This is a genomic window from Azospirillum sp. TSH64, assembly GCF_003116035.1.
Classification (GTDB): Bacteria; Pseudomonadota; Alphaproteobacteria; order Azospirillales; family Azospirillaceae; genus Azospirillum.
This window is the reverse complement of record NZ_LGQW01000015.1, coordinates 1,863,851-1,890,764: the sequence shown is the minus strand read 5'-3', so window position 1 is coordinate 1,890,764 and position 26,914 is coordinate 1,863,851. Positions and strand designations below refer to the sequence as shown.

Sequence of the window (26,914 nt, the reverse complement as noted above, 5' to 3'; positions counted from 1 at the left end):
CGCCACCGCCTCCTCCCCCGCCTCCCTCTCCGCCGTCGCCACCACCTCCGCCGTCGCCCACCCCCGATCCGGTTCCGACACCCACGCCCACACCCACACCGACGCCCGATCCCACTCCGACGTCTCCGCCGCCACCTCCGCCCCCGACCGGCGTGATCGACACCAGCCGCCCAAGCTTCACCGACAGCGACAGTGCGGTCCAGGGCAGCACGGTCACCTTCGACGGCGGAACGCTGCGTCCGACCTTGCCGCTGACGGTTGGCCAATCGGTCATCGTGACCGATCAGGGCGGCACCATCACGCCCAACGGCAGCACCGTCACGCTCGCAGGTGCCGTCGGCGGCACCGGCGCGCTGGCCGCGTCCGGTCCCGGCACTTTGGTCGTCTCCGGACAGCTCGCCAACGCGGGCGGACTGTCCGTCACCAACGGCGCGGCCCTGACCGTCGCGCAGAGCGGCGTGGTCGCCGGCGGCACGCTGACGGTGAACAGCGGCGGCAATGCCACGGTCGGCGGCATCGTCGCGGTGCCGGTGACGGTCGCCCGCAACGGCACCGTCACCGTGGCCGAGGGTGGCGGCGTCGGCGGCACGCTGACGGTCGAGGGCGGAACCCTGACCGTCGCCCCCTACGGCGCGGTCAACGGTGCGGTCACCGTGACCTCCGGCGGCAACGCCACCCTGGCCGGTGCCGTCATGGCTCCGGTTACGGTCGGCGAAGGCACCGTCACCGTGGCCGCCACCGGCAGCACCGGCGCGGTCACCGTGGGGGACGGCGGGGTGGTCTCCGTCAACGGCGTGGTCGCCGGCTCCCTCACCACCAGCGCCGGCTCGACATTCAGCGGCGGCGGCACGGTCCGTGGCCCGGCAACACTCTCCGGCATCCTGTCTCCAGGCAACTCGCCCGGCGTGCTGACCTTCCAGTCCGCCGTGACGCTGACCGGCACCAGCGTGCTGCGCGCCGAAATCGACGGCCCGACCGCCGGCTTCGGCGCCGGTCGGCACGATCAAGTCCGGGTACAGGGAGCGTCCTTCATCGCGGCCGGCACGCTGACCCCCGTGCTGCGCGACATCAGCGGCGACGCCACCAACAGCTACACCGCGACGCTGGGGCAGAGCTTTACCATCGTCCAGGCGGATGGCGGCGTGTCCGGCAGTTTCGCCGCTGTGACGCAGCCGGCGGCGGGGCTGGAGGCCGGAACCCGCTTCGACACGCTGTACGACGCCACCGCAGTCCGGCTGGTGGTCACCCCGGCCAGCTACGCGGTCCGCGGCGGCACGTCCAACCAACGGGCCGCCGGTGCGGCGGTCGACGCGCTGCGCCCCGCCGCCGGGGCCCGGTTGGACGGCGCCCTGGATGGTGTCGCCGCTCCGCTGTTCGGCGGCCTCTACGGCCTGTCGGGCAGCGGCATCGCCGGGGCGCTCGACCAACTCTCCGGCAAGCTGCACGCAGACACGTTGGCCGCCGACCGAACCAGCCGCCGCCTGTTCGGCAGCGCGGTGGAGAGCCGTCTGTCGGCGCTGCGCAGCGGCGAAGCGTCGTCGTCGGGCGTTCGGCTGGCCGGCGGCAGCAACGGCACGGTCGCCGTCGGTGAGACCGGCGGGACAAAGGGTTCCGGCGGCATCTGGGGACAGCCGCTGGCAGCCTATGGCCGGACCGGTTCGGACGGCAACGCCGCCGGCACCACCGAGCGGATCGGCGGCTTCCTGTTGGGCATGGACCGCAGCTACGAGAACGGGATGACCGGCGGCGTGGCGCTCGGCTACCTGCGCAACCGCGTCAGCTCCCGCGACGGGCTGGGCAAGGCCGATGTGGACAGCTATCAGGCGACGCTCTACGGCTCCTGGAACCTGCGCGGTTCGGCGGACAGCCCCTTTGTAGAGGGTGCCATCGGCTACGGTTACGCCCGCTACGATGCGTCTCGTGCCATCGCCTTCGGCGGGCTGGCGCAGGGCGCCGGCGCAACGGCGGACGGCCATGATTTTTCCGTCGAGATCGCCGCCGGACACCGCATGGGTTTTGCCGGCTCGGACAGCGTCTGGATCGAGCCGCGGGCCGGCCTGCGGTTCGACCGCATCACCCGCGAGGCGTTCCGGGAATCGGGCGGCGGCGTGGCGCTGGACATCGAGGCGGCGGGCTGGAGCAGCCTGCGCAGCGCGGTTGGCGTGCGTACCGGCACTGGCATCACGGTCGGCGGCTGGCGCCTGTCGCCGAACGCCGCCCTGGCGTGGCAACATGACTTCGCGGACGCGACGGCGACCACCACCAACCGGTTGGGCGGTGCGGCCTTCACCGCCGACGCCAGCAAGCCGGGCCGCGACGCCCTTGTGGTCGGCGCCGGGCTGGGTGTGGTTCTGACCGACCGGATGAGCGCCACCATCGACGTCCAGGATGCGATCCGCACCCGTGAGAACAGCCTGTCGGCCACCGCCAGCCTGAAATGGAAGCTGTGAAGGACCTGACGGCGGTGCGCGGAATCGTCTTCATGGGCATGCTGGGCGCGCTTCCGCTCCTCGCGGGCGTGGCGCCCGCCGGCGCCGTGGAGCCGGGCAGGACCTTTGGCGACTGGCAGACCGAATGCGAGACGCCCACCGACGGGAAACCGCGTTGCTTCCTGTCGCAGACCCGCGTGGTGGAGAACAAGGAGTCGAAGCAGGCGACCCGCATCCTCAAGGTGTCGGTCGGCTATTTCGCACCGGACGGCAAGGGCGTGATGGTCGTGATCCTGCCGCTGGGCGTCGACCTGCGCGCCGGGGCGGCGCTGACCATCGACGACGGCAAGCCCATGCCCCTCACCTACCAGCAGTGCCTTCAGGACGGCTGCCTCGCCAACGCCCCGATGGACGAGGCAGCCCTGACCGCGCTGCGCCGGTCCAAGGGGGCGCAGATCACGGTCCGTCCCTATGGCGGCGCGCAGAACGTTGCTTTTCCGATCTCGACCAAGGGGGTTACCGACGGGCTGGCCGCCCTGAAGCCCTGACCGGGTTGCCGGTCACCGCAGCCACGGCACCGTGGACCGCCTCGTCCCAGCACCCGGGCGCCGGCTGCCGGTGCAGGGTGACGGTGGGGTACCAGGGCGTGCCGCTACGGCCCAGCAGCCAGCGCCAGTCCGGTGCGTGCGGCAGCAGGACCGCTGTCGGACGTCCCATCGCCCCGGCAAGATGGGCAACCGCCGTATCCACGCAGACCACATGGTCGAGCTGCGCCAGCACCGCCATGGTGTCTGCAAAGCTCTCCAGCTCCGGTCCCAGATTGACCAGCGGCGCCGTGCCATAGATGCACGCGGACTCGGCCTGCGCCGGCCCCTTCTGGAGCGACACCAGAACCGTCCTTTCCAGTGCCAGGAGCGGCGACAGCCGCGCCAGCGGCATCGAGCGGCTGCGGTCGTTTCCGTGGGTCGGTCGCCCGGCCCAGACCAGCCCGACGCGGCGGTAGCCGCGGGGCAGCAACCCGTCCAGGCGCCACTTCCAGCGCTCCACCCGCGCCGGCTCGGCCCGCAGATAGGGAACCGCGGCCGGGATCGTCCCCACCACCGTGCCGAACAGCCCCGGCAGGCTGGACAGCGCCGCCCAGGCGTCGAACGGCGGCGCCTCCTCCCAGGCGCTGAAGGCCCGCTGCCCGCCGGGAAGGGAGCGGATCACCGGCAGCATGTCCGGGCTGCAGGCGACCGCCAGACGCGAACAGAGCGCCGCCGCCATCGGCAGGTATCGCGCGAACTGTATGCTGTCACCGAAGCCCTGATCGGCGACCAGCAGAAGGGTGCCGCCGGGCATCGGATGCCCATCCCAGGGCTTCACACCGGCGTGCCCGTGTCGCTTCTGGATCGTGGGTGGAAGCGGCGGCGGCACGCCGGGAAGGCGCCAGCGCCATTCATACTCGCGCCAGCCCTCCTCCAGCCGTCCGGAGAGCAGGAGCCCCTCGGCCAGTTCGAAATGCGGCTCCGGCCAATCCGGGCGAAGCCGGACGGCCCGCCGCTCGCAGGTGATCGACGCCTCGATCTCCAGCCGGTCATAGAGCGCGATGCCCAGATTGTACCAGCCCGCCGCGTCGCCGGGATCGAGTGCCACGGCACGGCGGCCGTGGACGGCAGCCTCGTCCAGCCGGCCCTCGCGGCGGTGGATTTCGCACAGGTCGCTGTGGGATGGCGCGAACGGCATGGCGGCGGCTACAGGCTGTAGCCCAGCCCGTGGATGACCGGCTCCAGGATCGGGATCACCGGCTTCAGATGGGCCATATAGGCACGGTAACGACCAATGGATCGGCCGTGGAGCTTCTCCGCGACCTGGGCGTGGCTGGGCGTGCGGGCAAAGCGCCGGTTCTCCTCGAAGCGCAGGCAGCGCCGGTCGAACCCCAGCCTGAGGAAACCCAGCAACCGCCGCACCGCCGGCTCCGGCTCGCGCACCAAATCCTCGTAGCGCAGCGGCAGGTAGCGCAACGGCATCTCGCGCCGGTAATGCTCCACCAGATCGAACACCCGCAGGACGTGGCGGGCTGCCGTCTCCGGATCGTTGGCGCAATGGAAGCCGTGGGTCAGGTTGGTCCCCATCATCGACAGCACCACGTCCAGCGGATGGCGCAGCACATGAACGACCGGGGCGGCGGGAAACATCAGCGCGATCAGGCCGAGATGCGTTTCGTTGAAGGGCATCTTGTCGGTGAACAGCGTGTGGCCGGGCTTGACCGGGACCAGCTTGCGGGCATGGCGCAGATAGGCGTCGCGCAGTTGCTCCAGCCCGTCGCGCTGGTCGCCCATCCAAAGCTCCGACAGCGCTTCTGGATAGGTCAGCGGGCTGCCCAGAATCTGCGGCAGCGCCTGGACCACCGCGCCGAGGGACGGCAGTTCGTCCCCCGCAGCGACGGCGGGGTGACAGGACAGGATCTGCTCGACCAGCGTGGTGCCGGAGCGTGGGGCACCCACGATGAAAACCGGCTGCGTCCCGGCGGCGGCTCCGGCTGTGGCCCCGGCTGTGGACGTGTCCAATCGCGGCATCAGGCGCAGGCGAGGCGCGACGAAGAAGGCGGCGAGGCGCGCGATCAGATCCACCGCCGGCTCCTCGCCGTAGCGACGCCCGGCCTGCCGGAGCAGAGCCTTGCCGGTGGCGAAAGCGGCGAACGCCTCATCGTGGCGGCCCATCCGGTCGAGAACGCGTCCCTTCTCCAGCAGCGCGTCGGGATCGGCGCCATGCCGGGCCGCTGCGGTGTCGAGCACCGCCAGCGCCTGCTCCGGATCGCCGCACCGGGCCAGCAGGGCCGCCGCGAAGGTGTTGACGCCGCGATGGCCGGGATCGAGACGCCGGGCGCGCCCCACGAAGCGTTGCGCGGCGGGGAGATCGCGGGCCGCATCCTCGGTCTGTGCCCAGCCGTGCCATGTCAGGGCGATGGACGGGTGCAGGGTCGCGGCCAGCCGGTAGGTCCGCCGGGCATCGTCCGGTCGGCCCTGCTGCGTCAGGGCCCAGGCGAGATTCGCCACGGTCGCAGCGTCTGGCGGCGCCAGGGCCAGCGCACGGCGGTAATGGAACTCGGCAGCCTGCGGCCGGTGGGTATCGGCCAGCACCAATGCCATCAGCAGGTGGGAGCGTGCGCTTTCCGGTGCCAGCCGGACCGCATTGCGAGCATGGAATTCGGCCTCCGCCGCGCGGCCCGTTCGGAACAGCAGCCCGGCAAGCTCCTGCGTCACCGGAACGTCATCGGGTGCGGCCCGTAACCGCCGCTCCAGCGCCGCGGCGTCGGGGTTGGCGCTTGGACGGTCGATGGGCATGGTCGGCATTAGGGGGGCGCCAGGAGGGTTGGACGCCCGCATGGGGCTTGGTTCGACAGAGGATAGTGAAGAGCCTGGACTACGGCAATCCTTGGCTGATCGACTATCCCAAGATGGGTTGTCGACTGGTCCTCTGCCGCAGAGGCTCGCATTCCTTCATCAGCACTGCCCGCCGGCAACGCCTCCATGTCGGCTGGAACCCCGGTGCGCTCCGGGTGAAGCTCGTAGACGTCGTCAGCATCCGCCAATGCAGGAAGGGCCGCCCCACAGGACGGCCCCTCGCTTACAATCGACAATCAAGCCCACAGGCGGGCCAGGCTCGGCTTCAGGCCAGTTCGGCCGTTTCGATCTGCTCGGCGCGCTTGTTCACGTTCTTGCGGATTTGCTCCAGCGCGGCCAGCGGGATGTCGATCTTCACACAGGGTTCCTGAATGCGCGGGTCGTCTCCCGGATACAGCGCCTCATACTCGGCAGCGTTGTCGTAGGCCTGACGGTTGTCGGCTTCGAGATAGGTCTCGACCGGCAGCCCTTCGGCGTACATGCCGTCATGGCTGTCGAGTTCAATGTGGAAATACTCGATCTCCTCCATCGCATCCACCTGCCGGATCGACGAGCCGTTGATCAGCAGACGGGCCGAAACACCATAATCGCCGATCAGCAGCGCATGGCTGGGGGAGATATAGAGATCGCGGGACGGCATGTTCCGGGCGATGGCGTCACGGGCGATCCGCACCGGCAGATGGACCTTGCGCAGATGCTCGGTATCGAAGGACGAGCCCGCCAGCAGACGCCGGCCGATCCAGCGGATCGAACGGAACTCACCGCTCACCGACGACTTGATCATATCGCCGATCTTCAGGCTTTCGACGGGCACTTCGCCCAGCATGGTATGAACGTAAGTGCCGCGGAGGATGCAGGTCGGAGTCGGGATCGGAGCCATTGAGTGGGAAGTCCCATTTCGGTTTGAGAAGCCCTCCGCCTGCCCTCCCGGATTTTCCAGGATCGGGGATGACGGTGGTAAGTCTGGAAGGTTACCCCCCTATGCAATTCGTGGGTGTGCGAAGTTGTGCAAATTTACGACCACCCGTGACCAATTGCCTCAGTCCCTTGGATGTGACCGATCCCCTTCACCGCTCCGGGCAGCCACCGCCTTCGTTCCGTGACGGTTGCGGCATTTCGTCCCCGTCCTGCCCCTCCAGCGCTTCGCGGGCAATGGCGAGGATGTTGTCCAGACGGATGACCAGTTCGTTCTCGCACAGGGCGGAACGTGCCGCAGCCGCCTCATTCATGATCGCACGCAAGGCTTCTTTCCGTGTCATGCCGTCCCCCGATCCGATATCGATCCCACGATGCCCGCCCGGCCTTTCGACAGCTCCCCGCTCGGAGGGCCGTTTTCCCTGTGAAGAACTTCACAGCACGCACCCCGTCGTTTCGCATACCCATTTATGCATCAGCAACGGAGGGCTCTCCCATGCACATGCGCAACATCAGGGTGAACGGCAAGCGGACCAGCATGAAGCTGATGCCGGTGGAGTGGGAGTCGCTTGAGGAAATCTGCGCCCGCGAATTCATGACGATGAGCGAGCTGGTGTCGAAGATCGATGCCGAACGCCAGGACTGCGACAATCTCACCGGCTGCGTCCGTGTCTATGCCCTGTGCTACTTCCGCAAGGCCGCCAACCTGTCGGAGCCGATGCCGCGCCACCGCCACACCGCGGCCGTGGCCTTCGCAGCGGAGTGACGGCGTAATGCGGCCGTTCCGTCCGGCATAAGCGGTTCGCCGAAGCGGCGCCCGCCGGGTTCGTTCCATCGGACAGGACCGCTGGCGAGGCCGCCGCCGGCACACCATGTTCGACGCAGGCCCCGTTCCGGCGGCCGACCTCTCTCTTTCGCGTCGACCGAAGCGGTGTGCCAATGCAGGATGCCCACCAGTTTCCCGTCTACAGCGTCGGTGAGCGGCGGGCCGATGCGGTCGTTCATGCCATCGGCGTCACCGCCGGCCTCGCCGGCTTCGTCTGGCTGCTGAATGACGGTGTGTTTTCCGGCGCCGTGCCGGTCCACACCGCGCTGGCGCTGACCGTCTACGGACTGGGTCTGTTGGGGATGCTGACGGCCTCGGCCGCCTACAACCTCGCCCCGCCCGGCTTCGGCAAGGCAGTGCTGCGGCGGATCGACCATGCCATGATCTTCGTGATGATCGCTGGTACCTACACGCCCTTCACGCTGGGGCTGGGCCAAGGGATCGGGCTGGGCGGCGCCGTGTGGGGCGGGGCCGCCTTCGGCGCCGCGTTGAAGCTGCGCTTTCCAGGTCGCTTCAACCGGCTGGGGCTGGCGCTCTATCTTGGACTGGGCTGGGCAGTGGTCACGGCGCTGGAACCGCTGGGATCGGCATTGTCGGCGCCCGCCCTGTGGCTGCTGGTCGCCGGCGGGCTCGTCTACACCGTCGGCGTCGTCTTCCATCTGATGGATCGCATGCCCTACAACAACGCCGTCTGGCATCTGTTCGTGCTGGCCGCGGCCAGCTGCCATTTCGCCGCAATCGCAGTCGCTTTTCTTTGACCGCCTTCTCTGATTGCCGCTCCACGGAATTGCCGTTGCGGCAGAGGACAAGCCGCAACGGATTCCGTATCTTCCGCGGATCACAGTCCCAGGAAGGCATGATGGGCCGGGCAGAGAAAAACCGAGCGGCTATGGACAGGCGCAAAAGCGGGAGGCCGTCCATCGGCGGCGCGATGCTCGCAGGGGCGGCAGCCGCACTCTCGATCATGGTGGTCGGCGGGGCCGCAAGGGCGGAGCCGTCCTTCGACTGCAAGGCGGCCTCCACACCGGTGGAAAAGGCGATCTGCGCCGATCCCAAGCTGGCCGATGCCGACCGGGAGATCGCCGATCTCTACAAGTCGCTGCAGGATTTGTCTGGCACCGCCGACCGTGACCGGCTGCGGGCGGAACAGCGGTCCTGGCTGGCGCAGCGCAACCAGTGTGCGACCGCCGCGGCACCAAGCCCCTGCCTCGGCCCGGTGCTGGATACGCGGCGCACCGCGCTGTCCGAGTCGATGCCGAAGGCGGTCGCCGCGATGTCCGCCATCGTCGACGGCATCCCCGGCGATCCGGCCGGCGCCGCCAAACGGCTTGGCGAAATCCGCGGCGAGCTGGGCAAGGGATGGAACGCCTACCTGCTGCGCTTCGGCCCCTCCCCCGACCGCGCGAAGGCGGAGGCGCTGCTGCGCGAGGCCATCACCGGCATCGAGGATTCCTACGCCCGCGAGACGGCATCCGGGGTCGATCTCGCCACCGACGACGGCTTCCTCACCGCTCTACGCGTCGTCAGCGACGAGGTGGAGATGGCATGGCCCTGTTCGGTGATGGAAAAGCGGGGAGCGGCGGCCTGGAAGGCGATGGAACCGCTCTATGGCAGCAACCGCGACAATTTCGGCGCCTATCCCGCCTGCCCCGACGACAAGGCCCTGCTCGCCACTCCCGCCTGGAAGACGGTTGACGACCTGCTCGCCCCGATGCTGGAGGCGGCTTCCAACCGCACCGGCACCATCCGCTTCGCCACCTACCGCCAGATGGGCATCGACCGCATGAAGTCGGCGGTCGATCCGCGCCTGTTCCTCGCCGATCAGGGCGCCGATCAGGGCGCCGATGCCCCGCAACTGCCCCAGCTGGTCAAGGATGCCTCCGGCTGGTCCAACCCGCGCTGGATCGCGCCCGGCTGGGGCGACAGCCTGCGCAAGGGCGTGGACGGTACGGTGACGGCCTGGACGCCGCAGATCGCCACCCGCTACGGCATTCCCGCCGCCGAGGCCCGCAAGATCGCCGAGGCGGTGGCCGCCCAGGGGCTGAATGGCAGCATCGGCCTGATCACCGACAATCTGGAGCTCCAGAAGGACACCCGCCTGCCGGACTGGCTGCGCGGCAGTTGGAGCTGGAGCGGCGGCGGGGCGGAGGACCCGCCCTTCAACGCCCCCGCCGGGAAGGCGCGCATCGACGAGACCGGCATCTGCATCGGCAACGAATGCACGGGCTATGATGTCGCCGGCCAGGGGGAGGATGCCGTCTTCGACCCCAAGGAGGTCCCCGGCGGGGTGAAGCTCGCCGCCAACGCCGCCAGCCAAGCGGTCAGCCTCGCCCCGGTATCGGCCGGCGGCAGCCTGACCGTCGTTCCGCTTGCCGGCGGAAATCTGCTGGTCACCGGCACGGCCAAGCCGGTGGTGCTGAAACGCGAAGGAAAATAGACAGGCACCGGCGCCGTCCTTCTCCCGGGAACGCGAAAGCCTTGCCTGCATCGTTCGGGTAAGCGACACTTCGCGGCGCGTGCTGCGGTTGCGGAACCGCACGCGGCTTTCCGGGGGGAGGCATGGCACGGAACCTCAAGGCGCTCGGGTTGTGGCGCACCGCGCTGGTCGCCAGCGTCCGCAAGGACGCGCCGGACCTGTCGGCGCGGCAATTGGCGATCCTTCTCCAGGTTTATCTGACCGACCCGCCGCACACCGTGCGCGGTTTGGCGTCCCTGCTGAACATTTCCAAGCCGGCGGTGACCCGTGCGCTCGACCGTCTGTCGGTCCTGGGCTTCGTCAAGCGCAAGCGCGATGCCGAGGACAAGCGCAACGTGCTGGTCCAGCGCACCGTGAAGGGCAGCGTCTATCTGTCCGATTTCGCCGAACTGGTGATCGCCGCCGGCGCCGTCGCACCGGAGGACATGGCCCGCATCCAGGCCGACGAGCAGTTGGCCGCCGCCGCCAAGGCAAGGCTGGAGGCGGAGCTGCAGGAGGTGCCGGCACGGGAGGCCGCCCCTCTGGAAGCCTCCGCGCCCTGAGCCGGCCCCCTCCCCTGTCCGAAGGAAGGGAACTGCGTCTTACAGCAGGGCTTCCAGAACGCGGTCGGGCGGGGCGTGGCCGTCGGTGAAGGTCTTGATGTTGATCACCACCTTCTCGCCCATGTCGATGCGGCCTTCGATGGTGGCGGAGCCCATGTGCGGCAGCAGGACAACATTGTCCAGCCGCAGCAGCTTCGGGTTGACCGCCGGCTCATGCTCGAACACGTCCAGGCCGGCGCCGGCGATCTCGCCCTTCGACAGCATGCGGGTCAGCGCCACCTCGTCGATCACCTCGCCGCGCGAGGTGTTGACGATGTAGCAGTGCGGGCGCAGCAGCTTCAGCCGGCGTTCCGACAGCAGATGGTAGGTGGCCGGCGTGTGCGGGCAGTTGATCGACACGATGTCCATCCGCGCCAGCATCTGGTCCAGGCTGGACCAGTAGGTCGCCTCAAGCTCCTGCTCCAGCTCCGGATGGACACGGCGGCGGTTGTGGTAGTGGATCGACATTCCGAATGCGCGCGCCCGCTTGGCCAGCGCCGAGCCGATGCGGCCCATGCCCAGGATGCCCAGCCGCTTGCCGCTGATGCGGTGGCCCAGCATGGTGGTCGGCCCCCAGCCGGTCCACTGGCCGGAGCGGACCAGCCGCTCGCCCTCCGCCACACGGCGCGCGGTGGCCAGCAGCAGCGCCATGGTCATGTCGGCGGTATCCTCGGTCAGGACGCCGGGGGTGTTGGTGACGACGATGCCGCGCTCGCGCGCCGCCTTCAGATCGATGTGGTCGACGCCGGTGCCGAACGAGGCAATCAGCCGCAGCTGCGGCCCGGCGGCCTCGATCAGCGCGCGGTCGATGCGGTCGGTGACGGTGGGCACCAGCACCTCGGCGATGGTCATCGCGTCCTGCATCTGGGCGGGGGTGAGCGGCACGTCGTCCGGATTGAGCCGGGTGTCGAACAGCTCCATCATGCGCGTCTCGATGACGTCCGGCAGCTTGCGGGTGACGACAACGAGCGGCTTCTTCTTGTCGGTCATCGGTGCTGGTCCTCCCTTGCCCCGGCTGCCCGCATCTGAAGGTCTCGGCACAGGCTGCTCCGGTCCATGGTTGCCATACCAAGCGGTCGTTGGACTGTCCAGAAGTCCGTCGCGAAAGGCCACCCTGCGGCAAGCCGGCCGCACCGTCCGATTGGGGGTGGCGGCGCTTGCCCTATCGAACGGGTGGTCTCTATAGTGCGGCCCGGTTTGCCCTCCCCTGTCCCTGTTCCGGTGCCGCCATGCCTGTCCGCCGCCGCTCCGTCCTCGCTGCTCTGGCCCTGATCGCGGGGTTGGGGGCGGGGCTTTTCGCGGGCGTTGAGGGCACGGCGCTCGCCGCGGAGGGGAAGGACCCGACCCACGCGTCGGGCCTGCCGATCCCCCGCTTCGTCACCGTGCGCGTCGGCGAGGTGAACCTGCGCTCAGGCCCCAACGGCAGCTACCCCATCGAATGGGTGTTCAAGCGCAAGGACATGCCGGTGGAGATCATCCAGGAATTCGACACCTGGCGCCGCATCCGCGACTGGGAGGGGGCGGAAGGCTGGGTACACCAGAGCGCGCTCTCCGGACGCCGCGGCGTGCTGATCGTCGGCCAAACCCGCGCGATCCATGAATCGCCGCGCGGCGACAGCGGCGTGGTGGCGCGGGCCGAGCCCGGTGTCATCGGATCGTTGAAGAAGTGCCGCGACGAGTGGTGCGAGGTCGATGTGAAGGGCTATCGCGGCTGGATGAAGCGCGCCGATTTCTGGGGCACCTACCCCGGTGAGAAGATCGAGTAGCCGGTCCCAGCCCTTCCCAAGGGCAGATCGGCGCCGGCAGGGCTTGAAGGCGGGCGGGAAAGGCCGTACGGTCGCGGCCTTACCTTTCTCTTCTGCAAGAGCAGTCCCATGAGCGGCGCGTCCGGCAAACAGATCAAGAAAGTGGTGCTCGCCTATTCGGGCGGCCTCGACACCTCGGTCATCCTGAAGTGGCTGCAGGAAACCTATTCCTGCGAGGTGGTGACCTTCACCGCCGACCTCGGCCAGGGCGAGGAGCTGGAGCCTGCCCGCAAGAAGGCCGAGCTTCTGGGCATCAAGCCGGAAAACATCTTCATCGACGATCTGCGCGAAGAGTTCGTTCGCGATTTCGTCTTCCCGATGTTCCGCGCCAACACGCTCTACGAGGGCACCTACCTGCTCGGCACCTCGATCGCCCGGCCGCTGATCGCCAAGCGCCAGATCGAGATCGCCAACATGGTCGGCGCCGACGCCGTCGCCCATGGCGCCACCGGCAAGGGCAACGACCAGGTCCGCTTCGAGCTGGGCTATTACGCCCTGCGCCCGGACATCACGGTCATCGCGCCGTGGCGCGAATGGACCCTGAACAGCCGCACCACGCTGCTGGACTACGCCGAGAAGAACCAGATTCCGATCGCGAAGGACAAGCGCGGCGAGGCCCCCTACTCCACCGACGCCAACCTCCTGCACATCTCGTACGAGGGCAAGGCGCTGGAAGATCCGTGGGTCGAGCCGGACGAGGACATGTACACCCGCTCCGTCGCTCCGGAAAAGGCGCCGGACACCCCGACCTACATCGAAGTCGAGTTCAAGAACGGTGACGCGGTCGCCATCGACGGCAAGGCGCTGTCCCCGGCGGCCCTGCTGACCGAACTGAACCGCCTGGGCGGCGAGAACGGCATCGGCCGCCTCGATCTGGTCGAGAACCGCTATGTCGGCATGAAGTCGCGCGGCGTCTACGAGACCCCGGGCGGCAGCATCCTGCTGGTGGCGCACCGCGCGATGGAGAGCATCACGCTCGACCGTGGCGCCGGCCACCTGAAGGACGAGCTGATGCCGCGCTACGCCGAGCTGATCTATTGCGGCTACTGGTGGAGCCCGGAGCGTCTGGCCATCCAGGCGCTGATCGACCAGACCCAGTCGCTGGTCAACGGCACCGTCCGTCTGAAGCTGTTCAAGGGCAACGTCACGGTCGTCGGCCGCCAGTCGCCCAACTCGCTGTACCGCATGGACTATGTGACCTTCGAGCAGGACAGTGTCTACAACCAGAAGGACGCGGAAGGCTTCATCAAGCTGAACGCGCTCCGCCTGCGTCTGGGCGCGATGGCCAAGCAGAAGATCGGCTGATAAGGGACTTGCTCCACCGCCCGCCAGCCGGGCGGTGGAGCGTCCAACCGCTTATTGTGCCGCCAGCATGTCGCGGCGGATTTCGACGGCCCGGTCGGCCGCCTTGCCGACCACCTCCTGAAGCCGGTCGAACTCGGCGCTATAGCTGCCGACGCCGAAGGTCAGCGACCGCAGCTCCACGATCAGATCCTGCATGTCCGCCTGGGGCATGCACGCCTTCACCTCGTCCCAGCCGGGCCAGCCCGGCCGCGCATCGAAGCCCAGCAACTGCCCACGCCGTCCGCTGACCAGACGCTGGACCTTCGGCGTGAAGGCGCTGGGCACCGCGATGGTGACGGTCAGGATCGGCTCCAGCAGCACCGGCTCGCAGGTCGGCAGGGCATCGGCCATCGCCTGCCGCGCCACCGTCTTGAAGGCCATGTCGGAGCTGTCGACGGCGTGGAACTGGCCGCCGGTCAGCGCCACCGCGAAATCCACCACCGGAAAGCCCAGCGGCCCACGCACCGCCGCGTCGCGCACGCCGGCCTCCACCGCCGGGATGTACTGGCGCGGCACGGCGCCGCCGACCACCGCATCCTCGAACCGGATGCCCGACCCGCGCGGCAACGGCCGGATCTCGACATGGATGTCGGCGAACTGGCCATGGCCGCCGGTCTGGCGCTTGAAGCGGGCATGGTGGCCGGTGCCCTTGCGGATCGTCTCCTTGTAGGGCACCTGCGGCGGCTGGCCTCTCACCGCGACGTTGAAGCGGCTGCGCAGCCGGTCCATCGCCAGCTTCAGATGCACGTCGCCCTGGCCCCACAGCACCAGTTCGCCGGTCTCGGCCGACTGGTCGAGCGTCAGGGACGGGTCTTCCTCCCGCAGTTTCTGCAAGGCGGCGGACAGCTTCACCTCGTCATTGCGGTTCTCGGCGCGGAGTGCCAGCCCATGCACCGGCGGGGCGGCGGCCGGCCAGTCGGCGGGGGGCCCCAGGTTGGCCTTCTCGGTCAGCCGGTCGCCGGTCGCCGCCTTTTCCAGCCGGCCGAGGGCCACGAGATCGCCGGCGACGGCCTGCGGCACCTTGGTCTGGTCGCGGCCGAACTGCTGGAAGATGCCCGACACCCGCTCAGCCCCCAGCGTCATGCCGTCGGTGACGGTGCCGCGCCAGATGCGGGCGAGGCTGAGCTTCCCGGCATGGGACCCCATCATCGTCTTCACCACCTGCGCCGCCACCGCCGCGTCGGCCGGGATGTCGATGCGGGCCGCGGTGGTGGCAACCTCCGGCCCTTCGTGCCGCAGAGCCTTCAGCAGGCGGCGGATGCCGTTGTCGTTCTCCGCCGACCCGAAGAAGACCGGCACGATCAGGTCGTCGGCCAGTTCGTGCGCCAGCGTCTCGTAAAGCTCGGCACTGTCGGGAGCCATGTCCTCCAGCAGCTTTTCCAGCAGGCCGTCGTCGAAATCGGCCGCCGATTCCAGCATCGCCTGCCGCGCCTCCGCCTCCCAGTCGCGGGCGCCGTCGGGAAGGGCGACCAGGTCGGACGGCTTGTGCGGGTTGAAGCGCCAGGCACGCTCGCTGACCAGATCGACCAGCCCGGTGATCTGGCCGTTCTCGCGCAGCGGAACCTCGCGCAGCACCAGCTTGCGGGTCGAAACCTCCTGATAGGCGGCGACGACGTCGCGCACCCTGATATCGCCCAGCGTGTCGATCTTATTGATGAACAGCAGATGCGGGATGCGGTGATCGTCCAGCACCTTGAACAGCGGGGCCAGCAGCACCGCCTTCTCCGGCGCGGCCTCGGCCACGACGATGGCGATGTCGGCGGCCATCAGCGCCGCCTGCGCCTCCCCCGCCAGTTCCACCGAACCGGGGCAGTCGAGGATCGACCAGCGTTCTCCCAGGTAATCGAAGGAGGCGACGTTCAGCTCGGTGCTCATCGACCGGGCCTTCGCCTCCGGCGAGTTGTCGCCCACGGCATTGCCGTCGCGCACGCTGCCCTTGCGGGTGACGGCCCCGGCGGCGAACAGCAGGCTTTCCAGCAGTGTCGTTTTGCCGGCGAGATAGGGGCCGACCAGCGCCGCGCAGCGCGCCGTCCGGATTTGCGTATGCGGCATTCACACCTCCCGTCGAAGCTTCGGGCTGTCGTGACCGGGGGACGGGGCCAGGGCGGGAATGGGGCCGCCGGCCCCGGCCGCCGGGGCGGCCCGTTCGCGTGTGGCACTTCAGACTGGCACTTTAAAGACTTGGCACTTCCAGAAGATTGCGTCCGGATCGGGCGACGGGCGGCGGCGGACGGGCGCTGGAAAACGCATCTGGTCCGGGGCCGGCGGGGCGCCCGCATCGGACTTTCGATGCTCCACCCGAATGGCACGGCTGTCGATGGAAAAAAGGGGCGGCAAACCGTCACGCGCGGGCTGTGGGCGCGGCCGATGCGTCGATAAGCCGCATCGGCGCGTGGATGACCCGCCGATCCCTGTCCGGCCGCCCCAGCCGGACGGATAATACCTTCAAATGCAACGAGATAATCCTCAAGGATGTGTTGTCTCGTCTCTCATTCGTAATATTGCTATGTTGCAATGCAGTATGATCGCTTGGAAATGCAACGAACAAACCCATGAAACCTTCTGCTAGTAGCCTTACGGGAAAATGGCCACATGCGAAGGCGATGGCGGCCGGACAAAACTCGTCAGGGTCGCGCGGCATCTGCCGTCCGCCCCGCATTCCTTGGGGAAAGTGCACATGCGCCTGTGGTTTCGTTTGCTGGCGGTCGCCCTGATTGCCGTCGGGACTGCCGTTTCCGCCCCGCTGTCCAGCCCGGCCGTCGCCGAGCAGGCCAAGCCGACGCAGGAGGACGCGAAGTCCATCACCCTGAAGGCGGCGGACCTGATCGCCGCCCAGGGCCTGGACGAGGCCGCCAAGGCGTTCAACGCCGACGGTCCGTACAAGCACGACGAGATCTACGTCAACGTCATCGATTTCACCGGCGTGTGGAAGGTCTACCCGCCGCGTCCGGCCGGCGTCGGCCAGAGCGTCATCAACGTCAAGGACCCGGACGGCCGCTTCATCGTCCAGGACGTGCTGGCCGTCGCCAAGGACAAGGGCGAAGGCTGGGTCGAGTATCGCTGGCTGAACCCCGCCAGCAACAGGATCGAACCGAAGATCACCTACGTGAAGCGCGTGCCGGGCCAGGAACTGGTCGCCTATGTCGGCATCTACAAGTGACGGCTCCCGCGTAGGGCGGTGACCGGCGGGTAGGGCCGTTGAGGGCGGAACTGTTGGGGGTGAGCATGAGCGGCGGTGTCTTTGCGCGTCTGTCCGGCCTGTCGGTGGCAGGCCGTGTGTTCGCAGCGCCCCTGATGGGGATCGTCCTGACGGTGGCGGCGCTGGTACTGGCCGACCGACAGTCGGAACAGGCCCTGGGCGCCGTGGACGCCATCCACCGCGAGGCGGCGGAGCAGTTGGGCCGCATCGACCGGCTGGTCGCCATCGCCTACGTCATCCACAGCGACGTGTCCCGGCATCTGGCATTGTCGGGGTCCGGGATCGAAGAGAAGAAGCTCCAGGCCATGCGCGACGCCATCGCCGCCAACCTGGGCAAGGCGCGCGCAGCCATTGCCGAGCTGCGGGCCATGCCGCTGGTCGAGGCGGAGCGGGCGATGCTGGACGAGGTGTCGGCGCGGATCGGCGCCTATGCCAAGGCGGTGGACGAGATGAACCAGATGGCGGCAATCGACCGCCTGATCGGCATCCCGATGATGGCCCACACCGACGACCAGTTCGCCGCCCTGACCGCCAAGGTGATGGAGACGCAGGCGGCCATCGGTCGTTCCACCGCCGCCGCCACCCAGGCCACCCGCGATGCCGCCGCATCGGCACGCCGCGACTTCGCCCTGGTGATGGGCGGGCTGCTGCTGGCGATGATGGCGGCCGGGCTGCTGCTCGCCCGCTCCATCACCCGCCCTTTGCAGCGGCTGTCGAGCAACACGGCCGATCTGGCCGCCGGAAAGCTCGACACCGTGGTCGAAGGCGGCTGGATGCGCAACGAGATCGGCGCCATGGCTCGCGCGCTGGAGGTGTTCCAGACCAACGCCCGCGAGGTGGAGCGGCTGACCGCCGACCAGCAGCGCCAGAAGGCGGAAGCCGAGGTGGAAAAACGCCGTGCCATCCAGGAACTGGCCGACCTGTTCGAGGCCCGCGTGGCGGAGGTGGTTCAACTGGTCGGTTCCGGCGCCCATCAGGTGCGCAGCAACGCCGCCGGCATGCTGGAGCGCGCCAACAGCGCCAACCGGCAGGCCGCCACCGTCGCCGCCGCCAGCGCCCAGGCCGGCACCAGCGTCCAGACCGCCGCCGCCGCGACGGAGGAGATGTCGGCCTCCATCGCCGAGATCGGCGATCAGGTCCGCCGGTCCTTCGACATGGTGCGCGGCGCGGTGCGCGCGGTCGAGGAGACCAACGCCCACGTCGTCGGTCTGTCCGACGCCGCCCACCGCATCGGCGAGATCGTCGGCCTGATCAACTCCATCGCTGCCCAGACCAACCTGCTGGCGCTGAATGCGACCATCGAGGCGGCGCGGGCGGGCGAGGCCGGCAAGGGCTTCGCCGTGGTAGCGAGCGAGGTGAAGAACCTCGCCACCCAGACCGCCAAGGCCACCGAGGAGATCGGCACCCAGATCGCCACCATGCAGGGCGTGACCGGAGCCGCCGTCACCGCGATCAAGGGGGTGGGCGAAACGGTGGTCGGCATCGACGAGATCGTCGGCTCCATCGCCGGGGCCATGGAACAGCAGGCCGCCGCCACCCAGGAGATCACCCGCAACGTGCAGGAGGCCGCTGCCGGCACCGCCGAGGTCTCCCACACCATCGCCACGGTGTCCACCAGCGCCGGGGAAACCGGCACCGCTGCCGGCGAAGTGCTGCGCGCCGCGGAACTGCTGGACGGTCAGGCGGTGACCCTGAGCCGCGAGGTGACGAACTTCATCGGCCGGCTTCGGGCGGGTTGAGGAGAACGGGCAGAGGGCGGCGGCATATGTCCGCGTTTCATCACCCATCTGTGAAGTTTAGCCGCATCGGACTTGAAACGATCCGCCTGCGCCCAAGCTGTTGTCCCGGGACCGCGGGGGGCAGCGGCCGGTGACGGCTGCGCCAATGCCGGGTTATGATGCAGGACCCAACAAGAAGGATCGAAGCATGAAGATCGACATCGGGATCTCGGACGCAGACCGCAAATCCATCGCCGAAGGGCTGAACAAGGTTCTGGCCGACACCTTCGCGCTCTACATCAAGACCCATTCGTTCCACTGGAACGTCACCGGTCCGATGTTCAACACGCTCCACACCATGTTCATGACCCAGTATACGGAGCTGTGGACCGCGCTGGACGAGATCGCCGAGCGTATCCGCGCCCTGGGCTATCCGGCGCCGGGCAGCTTCTCGCAGTTCGCGCAGCTGGCCTCGATCAAGGAAGAGGCGGGCGTTCCCAAGGCGAACGACATGATCCGCCAGCTGGTCGAAGGCCATGAGGCCGCCGCCCGCACCATCCGCGGCGTCTTCCCGCTGGCCGAGCAGGGCAGCGACGAGCCGACCGCCGACCTGCTGACCCAGCGCCTGCAAATCCACGACAAGACCGCCTGGATGCTGCGCAGCATGCTGGAGTAGTCACCGCACCGGCCGCGCTGCGGTCGGCCGCACAGGGTCAGGGCCTCCCCATCCGGCAGGATCGGGAGGCCCTTTCCGTTTTCAGTCCGACCGCTTTCCTTACGCCACGGTTCCGCTACGCCGCGGTCTTGGCGTGCTGGCGGACCGGCAGGTTGGGAATGGTCAGGGTGAAGATGGTGCCGCCGTCGCGCTCGATCTTCAGCGTGGCGCCGGCCTGGTGCGACAGCGCCTGCACGAGATTAAGGCCGAGCCCGCTGCTGGCGCCGCCGCGGCTTGGGCGCTTGTGCTGGCTCGGCATGCCGGCTGGCAGCCCGACGCCGTTGTCGCGCACGATCAGCCGCATGCCGTTTTCCTCGCGTTCCAGCAGCACGCGCACCGTTCCCGGATGACCGTGCGGGAAGGCGTGCAGCAGGGCGTTGGACACCAGCTCGCTGGTGGCGATGGCCAGCGGCGTGGCGCGGTCGGCATCGACGATCCAGTCCTGCGCCTCCAGTTCCAGCCGGGCAGCCGTCGGGTTGTCGGAACGGACCAGCCCGTCGCACATCTGGCGCAGCGCGTCGGCAAAGTTGATGTGCGCCGGCTCGGCCGAACGGTGGAGCAGCTCGTGCAGCAGGCTCATGGTCTGGATGCGGCGCAGGCTCTCGTCGAAGCCGCGCCGTGCCCTCTCGTCGATGCGGGCAGCTTGCAGGCGCAGCAGGCTGCAAATGACCTGGAGGTTGTTCTTCACCCGGTGCTGAACCTCCTTCAGCAACACCTCCTTGTCGGTCACCGCCGCTTCCAGCTGGGCGTTGGCCCGCTCCAGCTGGGCGGTGCGCTGGTGGACGTTTTCTTCCAGCGTGTCATAGGCGTGTTGCAGGGCGTCCTCGGCCTCGCGCTCCTTCCGGGCGCGCTGGATGGCGAGTGCGCCGATCACCGCCACCGTCGCGCAGGCCGCGGCGGCGAAGGCGGCGTAAATCCACAGCCGCTCGCTCCAGCGCCGCAGGACGCTTTCGGTGGTGATGGTCACCGCGGCCGACAGGCCGGTGTCGCCGATCGGACGGGTCACGGTGATGTCGTCGGCGTGGCTGGCGGCTTCATCCCCGGGATTGCCGCCCATGGTGCCGCCACCCTCCGGTTCGCGCAGCAGCGGCGTTCCGTCCGGCAGCATGATGGAGATGCTGTGGCCGTAGCCGACGTCGAGCGAGCGGTAGACATCGCGGAAGGCCCGCGCGTCGAGCCCCGCCACCGCCCAGCCGTGCGGCGCGGCGCCGGCACCGCTGGCGGCCGTACCGCCCGGCAGAGGCTGCGCCAGGACAACCACCGCGCGCCTGCCCATCCGGCCGCTGCCGATGGTCATGCCATTCGGCTTCAGCGCTGGCATGCCGGCGCCGGGTGCTGCGTCCGGCAGGCTCGACAGCCGCAGGGCGCCCGCGGCATCGCGGATCTCCAGCCCGACCACATGGGGCGCGCTGGCCGCCAGCAGGGCCATGCGGTCGCGGGTCGCGACATCGTCGGGCAGCGGCGTGCCGGCTGGACTGGCCAAGGTCGCCGCCTGGGTCAGCAGCAGGTCGCCCGACTCGATCAGACGGGCGGCGTGTTCGGCCGCCAGCAGTCCGATGTTGCCGGCGACGCCGGTCGCCTGCTGGACCGCCTCATTGCGGTCGCGCCAAGCGAAGACGGCCGACAGCCCGATGGTCAGCAGAACCGCGGCGGTGCAGGCGATCAGGACCAGCGCCGAACCGGGCAGCCGGTAGAGCGGAGAGGATTGGGAACGCAGCGCGCGCAACGGCATCGTGTCGGAAACCATCTGGAGATACGGCCACTTCATTCTTAGCCGGAAACGGTAACACCGCCCGGCGGGTGACGGTTCCGCCGAAGGCTACCCGTGTTGAAGCGGCAGCAGCCACCACCTATTGTGGGGTGCCGACAAAGTCATCCCGCGTTGGTAAGGACTTGGCAAGACTCCGGCAGGCATGGGGAGGATAGTTTTATGCGGATCGACGGGACGGCCTATCGCACCATCTGGCCGGACGGCGAGGGTGTCGTCGCCATCATCGACCAGACCAGGCTGCCGCACGATTTCGCCGTCGTCCGCCTGACCAGCCTGGAGGAGGCCGCCCACGCCATCCGCGCCATGCTGGTGCGCGGCGCCCCGCTGATCGGTGCGGCGGCGGCCTATGGCGTGGCGCTGGCCCTGCGGACCGACGCCAGCGACCACGGTCTGGAACGGGCCTGCGCCACCCTGCTGGCGACCCGCCCGACCGCCGTCAACCTGCGCTGGGCGCTGGAGCGCATGCGCGGCCGGCTGATTCCGCTGCCCGAGTCGCAGCGCATCAGCGCCGCCGAGGCGGAGGCCGCGGCCATCGCCGACGAGGATGTGGAGATCAACCGCTCCATCGGCCTGCATGGTGCCGCATTGATCCGCGCCGCGGCGGCACGCAAGGCGACCGGTGAGCCTGTCAATGTGCTGACCCACTGCAACGCCGGCTGGCTCGCCACCGTCGATTGGGGCACGGCGCTCGCCCCCGTCTATGCCGCCTTCGAGCAGGGCATCCCGCTGCATGTCTGGGTCGACGAGACCCGCCCGCGCAACCAGGGTGCCAGCCTGACCGCCTGGGAACTGAAGCAGCATGGCGTCCCTCACACCGTGATCGCCGACAATGTCGGCGGCCACCTGATGCAGCACGGCAAGGTCGATCTGTGCATCGTCGGCACCGACCGCACCACCGCGACCGGCGACGTCTGCAACAAGATCGGCACCTATCTGAAGGCGCTGGCCGCCCACGACAATGGTGTGCCCTTCTATGTCGGGCTGCCCTCGCCGACCATCGACTGGACCATCGCCGACGGCGTGCGGGAGATTCCCATCGAGGAGCGCGACGGCCGCGAGGTGAGCGAGCTGACTGGCCGCACCGCAGATGGCCGGATCGAGACGGTGCGCGTCACCCCCGACGGCAGCCCGGTGGCGAATTACGCCTTCGACGTCACGCCGGCAAGGCTGGTGAGCGGCCTGATCACCGAACGCGGCATCTGCCCCGCCTCGCGCGAAGGGCTGCTGGGGATGTTTCCGGAGCGGGGGTAAGGGGGACTGGGATCAGGGGCGGCGGTTGGACAGCAGCCGGCGCAGCAGCGGCCATCCCAACTGGCGCGACCCGTCTTCGGCATTCTTGGCATCAAGCCACTGATCGGCCAATTCACGGACCTGCCAGTCACCGAGAAAGCGGTCGCAGTCGATGGCGGTATAGAGTCGAACCCGCTCTTTTCCCAGCCTTTCAAAATAGGCAAGCGCTCTTTGGCGGTCGATGTCTTCCATAGGCCCCAATGAAACGGAGATTGCGGGACGGCCGGTTCTGACCTTTGCCGATCCTCCGGATATTGGGAGCAGCCTGTCGCCTGTGCAACTGTCCGTTCGTCGTTGTTCCATCCCCCGGAAGGTGAATGGACCATCCCCATCGGTGGCCGGCTAGTGGCGGCCGGGGTCGAAGCAGCCGGTGTCGAGACGGCCGGTGTGCACGACATCGGCGGACAGCGGAATGCCGGCCCGCGCGGCGGCCTGCTCCAGCGAAGCGCGGTCGGGCCAGTAGAGCCGTCCGCCGACCTCCGCCAAGACGCCTCGCTGCCGAATCACCCACAGGCCGCTGAACGCCATCTCGACGATCCGCCCCATCGGAGAGTCGAATGGCAAGCGGAGCGGTTGGTTGCTGTCTAAATCGCTGTCGTCGATTGTCATCTCTGGTCTTCCCGGTGTCGGCCTTTCGGCATTGGACGTCTGCACGCCCGCAGCAGGAGCCGATCTCAGTTTTCCCCAAGGGATAATGAATGAGGTCCTAAAGGGTTTCCTGCCCAATTCACAAGAATTTTTGATCGTAAAATCTCAGACCATTTGTAAACGCCCGTACACAATTTACGTGGTCTTACCACACCATTTGTTAACCATAATATCAAGAATGTTATTTCTTGGGTCGGATGCCGGAATCGGCGTACACGCTGCCCCGCATGGCGCCATGCCGCACATCCGCCCAACCTTCCGTACCGCTCGCATTCCAAAAGGAGTGGAATCCCACTGACCGGATGAGATCGATACCCCGAAATGGTCACAGCAAGGACCGGCTCCACTCACCAAACATAAGCTTGACCGCCAGTTCCCGGCCTGACGGTAGGGTGGCGGCCGGCTTATCGACGTGCCTGTGTTTGAAGGAAGAGACCGATGAAGACCACCATGCGGACATTCTCCACCGGGGCGATGGCGCTGATGATCGGCGCGACCCTGCTCGGCGGCTGTTCGAACCTGAACCATCGCGAGAACCGCGCGCTGACCGGCGGCGCCATCGGCGCAGCCGGCGGGGCAGCCATCGGTGCAGTCACCGGCGGCAGTGCCGTCTATGGCGGATTGCTGGGCGGTGCCGCCGGCGCGGCAGTCGGCGCCTTGACGGCGGACGAGGGCAGGCACCGGCGCTGAGCGCGCAGGTCGCGGACCAGAGGACGCCCCAAAGGATACCGAGGGGGGCAGGATGGCCGATTTGGCCCCTCCCCTCCCTAATCTTCCTCGTCGTCCTCGAACTGGTCGAGGCTGAGCGAGCGAACCTCGGTGCTCGGATTCGGGGCCGGCGGGGCAACCGGCGGCATGCCGCCCGGACGGGCGGCGGCCAAGCGGTCGGCAGACGGGCGGGCGGCGGCGCGGCCGGGCGGCAGATGGGCGTTGGGGCCCTTCAGCGGACTGTTTAGCGTGCCGCGCGGGCCGATGCTGGGTTCGTCGCCGAAATCGGGCAACGGCGGAATGCGGTCCATCACCCGCCGGATCAGGGCGGCGATGCGGTCGGCCTGGCCGCGCAGGGCCTGCCCGCGCTCCCCCTCATAGAGCGGGTCGTCCAGGAACTTGCGGATTTCCAGGACGCCGCGCAGCTCCACGCCGCACATCTCATGGGTGCCGATGGGCAGGGCCTTCACCCGCGCGAAGCTGGCGAAGAAGGCGGCGCTGCCCTCCACGAACTGGACCACCATGCGGGCGTGCAGACGCTCCAGCGCGGTGGTCATGGGGTCGATCAGATCCTCCATCTCCTCCGGCGCGGCGTCCAGCCGCTCCTGGGTCAGGGCGGCCAGCGCAAAGAAGTCGCGCACCCGCCGGCTGAAACGGCGATAGCGGGCCAGCCCGCCGACCGACACCCGCTCGCGCGCCGTCTGGGCCAGTTCGGCCGACTGCTTCAGCATGGCGTCGAGCCGCATCAGCAGCGTCGCGATCTCGCGCTGCCGCTGGGCCGCGCTGCGGCCGGGCGTGGGCGCCGGCGGAGCGGCCGGGCGGCGGGGAGGGTTCGAACGCATCATGCCGGTACGGTGTGGCTCCTCGACGGTCTTCGGTCAGCGTTGTGGCGCCGTCAACGTTGTGGTGCGGTCAACGCTGGGTTCGGACAGTGACCGACTTTTGCCCGCCCTCGCGCATCACCGTCAACTGCACCGGCGTGCCGACGCGCAGAAGGCCGATGCGGTTGCGGAAATCGGTGGCGCTGCGCACCGGCCGCCCATCGACCGCGATCACCACGTCGCCGCTGCGCAGACCGCCGCTGTCGGCCGGCGATCCGCGCTCGATCTTGGCGATCAGCGCGCCCTCGTCGCCCTTCAGGCTCATGCTTTCCGCAAGGTCGGGCGTCAGGTCCTGGATGGCGACGCCCAGCCGGCCGCGCCGCACCTCGCCATATTCGCGCAGCTGTTCCACCACCGACCGGACGATGCTGACCGGCACCGCGAAGCCGATGCCGACCGAGCCGCCGGCCGGGCCGATGATGGCGGTGTTGATGCCGATCAGCTCTCCCTGGAAATTGACCAGGGCGCCGCCGGAATTGCCTGGGTTGATCGAGGCGTCGGTCTGGATGAAGTCCTCGTAGCCTTCGATCTTCAACCCGCTGCGGCCCATTGCCGAGACGATGCCGGAGGTCACCGTCTGCCCGAGTCCGAACGGGTTGCCGATGGCGACGACGAAATCGCCGACCTTGGTGCGGTCCGAATCGCCGATGGACAGCGCGGCCAGCCCGTCGGCCTTGATCTGCAAAAGCGCGATGTCGGTGGCGGCGTCGCGGCCGATCAGCTTGGCGCGCAGGCGGCGGCGGTCCTTCAGGGTGACCGCGATCTCCTGCGCGTTCTCCACCACATGGTTGTTGGTGACGACATAGCCATTGCGGGCATCGATGATCACGCCCGACCCGGCGCTGACCTGCGGCTTGGACTGCGGCATCTGGTCGGGCAGGTTGAAGAAGCGGCGGAAGAACGGGTCGCGCAGCAGCGGGTTTTCAGCCTGGGGCGCCTGGCTCAGCACCGAGATGTTCACCACCGCCGGCGTCACCTGCTCCAGCATCGGGGCGATGGTGCCGCCGCCCACCGCACCCAGGGGAAGCGCCGCTTCGGCCGGCGAGGCCCCGAGGCCGATGGCGGAACCGATCCGGCCCAGCGCCGAGTCGGCGGGTGCCACCAGCGCGCCGCCGGTCAGCGCCGCGATCCCGACCGCCGCCGCAAACATCACCGGATGCGCCGCCGTCTTCATGGACTGTTCCTTTCCTTTTGGGAATTTCTAAGGCGAGATGGCCATTGATCGGGCTGATTTGGGATAAAAACGAAGTCTGTTCAAGCCTGTCGGCCGACCGACGGCCTTCAGAGCCAAGCCCGCCTCCATGGCCGTGCCCTGTCCGCCAAATCCGCTGCATCGATGATACCGTGGTGGCGTCGGAAACTCCCGGTAAAGAAATACGGTGGTATAGGACGACGGTCGGCGTGGCCCCGGAGATGCCGGGAAGGCGCGGCTGTCGAGGAACGGGTTGAGCGCTATGAGCGGCGGGTCACTGCTCGAACTGACCGAGCAAGAGTATCTGCAGATGGAAGAGGCCCTGTCGCAGACCGCGCGGGGGCGGGCTTTCCTGCGCATGCGCGACCGGCGCAGCCGTGTCGTCGCCTCCGACGAGTTTCACCGGCTGGTGGACAAGCTGGGCACCCAGGTCGACCGGCTGAGCGGCACATCCTCCAGCGCCTTCACGGCCTTCGCCTCCGGCGAGGATCCGCGCATCCAGCAGGAGCTGACCGCCATCACCCAGGTGGTGCGCGAGGCGCGCAGCGACATCGCGGCCCTGAAGGCGACCGACACCGGGTCCAACCGCATCGAGGCGGCGACCGGCGAACTGGACGAGATCGTCGCCGCCACCGAACGCGCCACCACCGACATCCTGAACGCGACGGAGAAGATTCAGGAAATCACCATGTCGATCCCGCGCGACGACGACGATCTGGCCGAACGGATCGACGCGGTCGAGGCATGGTGCATCGAGATCATGACCGCCTGTTCCTTCCAGGACATCACCGGCCAGCGCACCACCAAAGTCGTCAACACGCTGCGCTACATCGAAGAGCGCGTGAACACGATGATCGAGATCTGGGGCGTCGAGCGGCTGGCCGTCGCCGATCCCCAGCAGCATGCGTCGGGCGAAGTGTCCTCGCACCGCAAGCTGGGCGACACCCGGCCAGACGCGCATCTGCTGAACGGTCCTCAACTGGGCGGTCCGGAGGTCAGCCAGGACGCCATCGACGCGCTGTTCGACAGC

At 68.5% G+C, this 26,914-nt stretch carries 25 protein-coding genes; 14 read left to right on the top strand and 11 right to left on the bottom strand.

The genetic code is table 11. The features are described from left to right. The first annotated feature begins 152 nt into the window (after window positions 1–152). Window positions 153–2,450: an autotransporter domain-containing protein gene (locus tag TSH64_RS10185; RefSeq protein ID WP_247872848.1), complete on the top strand. Its 2,298-nt coding sequence runs from the start codon at window positions 153–155 to the stop codon at window positions 2,448–2,450. Next, window positions 2,447–2,977 (top strand): invasion associated locus B family protein, encoded by a 531-nt coding sequence (locus TSH64_RS10180; protein WP_247872847.1) that lies wholly within the window; start codon window positions 2,447–2,449, stop codon window positions 2,975–2,977. Before TSH64_RS10185 ends, TSH64_RS10180 begins: the two co-directional genes overlap by 4 nt. Here the strand turns inward: TSH64_RS10180 and TSH64_RS10175 are convergent. The 4 genes from TSH64_RS10175 to TSH64_RS35310 form a co-directional block, all read right to left on the bottom strand. Continuing rightward, window positions 2,946–4,154: a glycosyltransferase family 9 protein gene (locus TSH64_RS10175; RefSeq protein ID WP_109096638.1), complete on the bottom strand. Its 1,209-nt coding sequence runs from the start codon at window positions 4,152–4,154 to the stop codon at window positions 2,946–2,948. The two genes, TSH64_RS10180 and TSH64_RS10175, sit on opposite strands and share 32 nt — an antisense overlap. 8 nt (window positions 4,155–4,162) lie before the next feature. Continuing rightward, window positions 4,163–5,764 (bottom strand): sulfotransferase family protein, encoded by a 1,602-nt coding sequence (locus TSH64_RS10170; protein WP_158285365.1) that lies wholly within the window; start codon window positions 5,762–5,764, stop codon window positions 4,163–4,165. A gap of 316 nt (window positions 5,765–6,080) precedes the next feature. Next, complete coding sequence (locus TSH64_RS10165) at window positions 6,081–6,695, bottom strand: Hint domain-containing protein (RefSeq protein ID WP_109096636.1); 615 nt, start codon at window positions 6,693–6,695, stop codon at window positions 6,081–6,083. A gap of 187 nt (window positions 6,696–6,882) precedes the next feature. After that, window positions 6,883–7,056: a hypothetical protein gene (locus TSH64_RS35310; RefSeq protein WP_199237521.1), complete on the bottom strand. Its 174-nt coding sequence runs from the start codon at window positions 7,054–7,056 to the stop codon at window positions 6,883–6,885. Window positions 7,057–7,226: 170 nt separating this feature from the next. Between TSH64_RS35310 and TSH64_RS10160 the strand changes: the two genes are divergently transcribed. The 4 genes from TSH64_RS10160 to TSH64_RS10145 all read left to right on the top strand — a co-directional run bounded on the left by TSH64_RS10160 (window position 7,227) and on the right by TSH64_RS10145 (window position 10,574). Beyond that, window positions 7,227–7,496 (top strand): ribbon-helix-helix domain-containing protein, encoded by a 270-nt coding sequence (locus tag TSH64_RS10160; protein WP_098738887.1) that lies wholly within the window; start codon window positions 7,227–7,229, stop codon window positions 7,494–7,496. A gap of 173 nt (window positions 7,497–7,669) precedes the next feature. Continuing rightward, window positions 7,670–8,314 (top strand): hemolysin III family protein, encoded by a 645-nt coding sequence (locus TSH64_RS10155; RefSeq protein ID WP_247872846.1) that lies wholly within the window; start codon window positions 7,670–7,672, stop codon window positions 8,312–8,314. Between the two features lie 131 nt (window positions 8,315–8,445). Then, window positions 8,446–9,993 (top strand): lysozyme inhibitor LprI family protein, encoded by a 1,548-nt coding sequence (locus TSH64_RS10150; RefSeq protein ID WP_247872845.1) that lies wholly within the window; start codon window positions 8,446–8,448, stop codon window positions 9,991–9,993. A gap of 122 nt (window positions 9,994–10,115) precedes the next feature. Then, on the top strand, window positions 10,116–10,574 hold the full coding sequence (locus TSH64_RS10145; protein ID WP_109096634.1) for a MarR family transcriptional regulator: 459 nt from the start codon (window positions 10,116–10,118) through the stop codon (window positions 10,572–10,574). 39 nt (window positions 10,575–10,613) lie between these two features. Here TSH64_RS10145 and TSH64_RS10140 read toward each other — a convergent pair whose 3' ends face one another. Beyond that, on the bottom strand, window positions 10,614–11,603 hold the full coding sequence (locus tag TSH64_RS10140) for a D-glycerate dehydrogenase (protein ID WP_109096633.1): 990 nt from the start codon (window positions 11,601–11,603) through the stop codon (window positions 10,614–10,616). A 239-nt stretch (window positions 11,604–11,842) separates the two neighbouring features. Between TSH64_RS10140 and TSH64_RS10135 the strand changes: the two genes are divergently transcribed. Both TSH64_RS10135 and TSH64_RS10130 read left to right on the top strand, forming a co-directional pair. Then, a complete protein-coding gene (locus TSH64_RS10135) occupies window positions 11,843–12,379 on the top strand; it encodes an SH3 domain-containing protein (RefSeq protein ID WP_247872844.1) in 537 nt (178 codons plus the stop codon). A gap of 108 nt (window positions 12,380–12,487) precedes the next feature. After that, window positions 12,488–13,723 (top strand): argininosuccinate synthase, encoded by a 1,236-nt coding sequence (locus TSH64_RS10130; RefSeq protein ID WP_098738883.1) that lies wholly within the window; start codon window positions 12,488–12,490, stop codon window positions 13,721–13,723. A gap of 51 nt (window positions 13,724–13,774) precedes the next feature. Here TSH64_RS10130 and TSH64_RS10125 read toward each other — a convergent pair whose 3' ends face one another. Continuing rightward, entirely contained in the window at window positions 13,775–15,814 is a 2,040-nt protein-coding gene (locus TSH64_RS10125) for an elongation factor G (RefSeq protein ID WP_109096631.1), read from the bottom strand. Window positions 15,815–16,439: 625 nt separating this feature from the next. On the opposite strand from TSH64_RS10125, the gene TSH64_RS10120 reads away from it, so the two are divergent. From TSH64_RS10120 to TSH64_RS10110, 3 genes are all read left to right on the top strand, one after another. Beyond that, on the top strand, window positions 16,440–16,922 hold the full coding sequence (locus tag TSH64_RS10120; protein WP_109096630.1) for a cache domain-containing protein: 483 nt from the start codon (window positions 16,440–16,442) through the stop codon (window positions 16,920–16,922). Window positions 16,923–16,987: 65 nt separating this feature from the next. Continuing rightward, a complete protein-coding gene (locus TSH64_RS10115) occupies window positions 16,988–18,700 on the top strand; it encodes a HAMP domain-containing methyl-accepting chemotaxis protein (RefSeq protein WP_109096629.1) in 1,713 nt (570 codons plus the stop codon). Between the two features lie 187 nt (window positions 18,701–18,887). After that, the gene (locus TSH64_RS10110; RefSeq protein WP_098738879.1) at window positions 18,888–19,355 is read left to right on the top strand and encodes a Dps family protein; all 468 of its coding nucleotides are present in this window, start codon (window positions 18,888–18,890) and stop codon (window positions 19,353–19,355) included. Window positions 19,356–19,470: 115 nt separating this feature from the next. Here the strand turns inward: TSH64_RS10110 and TSH64_RS10105 are convergent, their stop codons facing one another. Beyond that, the gene (locus tag TSH64_RS10105) at window positions 19,471–21,141 is read right to left on the bottom strand and encodes a sensor histidine kinase (protein ID WP_109096628.1); all 1,671 of its coding nucleotides are present in this window, start codon (window positions 21,139–21,141) and stop codon (window positions 19,471–19,473) included. Window positions 21,142–21,324: 183 nt separating this feature from the next. On the opposite strand from TSH64_RS10105, the gene mtnA reads away from it, so the two are divergent. Then, on the top strand, window positions 21,325–22,416 hold the full coding sequence (gene mtnA, locus TSH64_RS10100; RefSeq protein ID WP_109096627.1) for an S-methyl-5-thioribose-1-phosphate isomerase: 1,092 nt from the start codon (window positions 21,325–21,327) through the stop codon (window positions 22,414–22,416). Window positions 22,417–22,428: 12 nt separating this feature from the next. Here the strand turns inward: mtnA and TSH64_RS10095 are convergent, their stop codons facing one another. Together TSH64_RS10095 and TSH64_RS10090 are read right to left on the bottom strand one after the other, a co-directional pair. Further along, complete coding sequence (locus TSH64_RS10095) at window positions 22,429–22,647, bottom strand: hypothetical protein (RefSeq protein WP_109096626.1); 219 nt, start codon at window positions 22,645–22,647, stop codon at window positions 22,429–22,431. Window positions 22,648–22,797: 150 nt separating this feature from the next. After that, window positions 22,798–23,064 carry a hypothetical protein gene (locus TSH64_RS10090; RefSeq protein WP_109096625.1) on the bottom strand — a complete coding sequence of 89 codons (267 nt, stop codon included), beginning with the start codon at window positions 23,062–23,064 and terminating at the stop codon, window positions 22,798–22,800. Window positions 23,065–23,541: 477 nt separating this feature from the next. Here TSH64_RS10090 and TSH64_RS10085 point away from each other — a divergent pair, with 477 nt between their 5' ends. Then, complete coding sequence (locus tag TSH64_RS10085; RefSeq protein ID WP_199237519.1) at window positions 23,542–23,793, top strand: hypothetical protein; 252 nt, start codon at window positions 23,542–23,544, stop codon at window positions 23,791–23,793. Between the two features lie 77 nt (window positions 23,794–23,870). On the opposite strand, the gene TSH64_RS10080 is transcribed toward TSH64_RS10085, so the two are convergent. Both TSH64_RS10080 and TSH64_RS10075 read right to left on the bottom strand, forming a co-directional pair. After that, a complete protein-coding gene (locus tag TSH64_RS10080) occupies window positions 23,871–24,656 on the bottom strand; it encodes a hypothetical protein (RefSeq protein ID WP_109096624.1) in 786 nt (261 codons plus the stop codon). A 67-nt stretch (window positions 24,657–24,723) separates the two neighbouring features. After that, window positions 24,724–25,866, bottom strand: coding sequence for a Do family serine endopeptidase (locus tag TSH64_RS10075; protein ID WP_247872843.1), 1,143 nt, complete (start codon window positions 25,864–25,866; stop codon window positions 24,724–24,726). A gap of 280 nt (window positions 25,867–26,146) precedes the next feature. Here TSH64_RS10075 and TSH64_RS10070 point away from each other — a divergent pair. Next, on the top strand, window positions 26,147–26,914 hold a 768-nt coding region (locus TSH64_RS10070; RefSeq protein ID WP_109452469.1), incomplete at its 3' end, for a hypothetical protein.

Bases quoted from the DNA above. Each gene is read 5' to 3' on its own strand.
- TSH64_RS10175 (WP_109096638.1), bottom strand. From the start codon at position 4,154: ATGCCGTTCGCGCCATCCCACAGCGACCTGTGCGAAATCCACCGCCGC.
- TSH64_RS10170 (WP_158285365.1), bottom strand. From the start codon at position 5,764: ATGCCGACCATGCCCATCGACCGTCCAAGCGCCAACCCCGACGCCGCG.
- TSH64_RS10165 (WP_109096636.1), bottom strand. From the start codon at position 6,695: ATGGCTCCGATCCCGACTCCGACCTGCATCCTCCGCGGCACTTACGTT.
- TSH64_RS10160 (WP_098738887.1), top strand. From the start codon at position 7,227: ATGCACATGCGCAACATCAGGGTGAACGGCAAGCGGACCAGCATGAAG.
- TSH64_RS10155 (WP_247872846.1), top strand. From the start codon at position 7,670: ATGCAGGATGCCCACCAGTTTCCCGTCTACAGCGTCGGTGAGCGGCGG.
- TSH64_RS10150 (WP_247872845.1), top strand. From the start codon at position 8,446: ATGGACAGGCGCAAAAGCGGGAGGCCGTCCATCGGCGGCGCGATGCTC.
- TSH64_RS10145 (WP_109096634.1), top strand. From the start codon at position 10,116: ATGGCACGGAACCTCAAGGCGCTCGGGTTGTGGCGCACCGCGCTGGTC.
- TSH64_RS10140 (WP_109096633.1), bottom strand. From the start codon at position 11,603: ATGACCGACAAGAAGAAGCCGCTCGTTGTCGTCACCCGCAAGCTGCCG.
- TSH64_RS10135 (WP_247872844.1), top strand. From the start codon at position 11,843: ATGCCTGTCCGCCGCCGCTCCGTCCTCGCTGCTCTGGCCCTGATCGCG.
- TSH64_RS10130 (WP_098738883.1), top strand. From the start codon at position 12,488: ATGAGCGGCGCGTCCGGCAAACAGATCAAGAAAGTGGTGCTCGCCTAT.
- TSH64_RS10125 (WP_109096631.1), bottom strand. From the start codon at position 15,814: ATGCCGCATACGCAAATCCGGACGGCGCGCTGCGCGGCGCTGGTCGGC.
- TSH64_RS10120 (WP_109096630.1), top strand. From the start codon at position 16,440: ATGCGCCTGTGGTTTCGTTTGCTGGCGGTCGCCCTGATTGCCGTCGGG.
- TSH64_RS10115 (WP_109096629.1), top strand. From the start codon at position 16,988: ATGAGCGGCGGTGTCTTTGCGCGTCTGTCCGGCCTGTCGGTGGCAGGC.
- TSH64_RS10110 (WP_098738879.1), top strand. From the start codon at position 18,888: ATGAAGATCGACATCGGGATCTCGGACGCAGACCGCAAATCCATCGCC.
- TSH64_RS10105 (WP_109096628.1), bottom strand. From the start codon at position 21,141: ATGGTTTCCGACACGATGCCGTTGCGCGCGCTGCGTTCCCAATCCTCT.
- mtnA (WP_109096627.1), top strand. From the start codon at position 21,325: ATGCGGATCGACGGGACGGCCTATCGCACCATCTGGCCGGACGGCGAG.
- TSH64_RS10095 (WP_109096626.1), bottom strand. From the start codon at position 22,647: ATGGAAGACATCGACCGCCAAAGAGCGCTTGCCTATTTTGAAAGGCTG.
- TSH64_RS10090 (WP_109096625.1), bottom strand. From the start codon at position 23,064: ATGACAATCGACGACAGCGATTTAGACAGCAACCAACCGCTCCGCTTG.
- TSH64_RS10085 (WP_199237519.1), top strand. From the start codon at position 23,542: ATGAAGACCACCATGCGGACATTCTCCACCGGGGCGATGGCGCTGATG.
- TSH64_RS10080 (WP_109096624.1), bottom strand. From the start codon at position 24,656: ATGATGCGTTCGAACCCTCCCCGCCGCCCGGCCGCTCCGCCGGCGCCC.
- TSH64_RS10075 (WP_247872843.1), bottom strand. From the start codon at position 25,866: ATGAAGACGGCGGCGCATCCGGTGATGTTTGCGGCGGCGGTCGGGATC.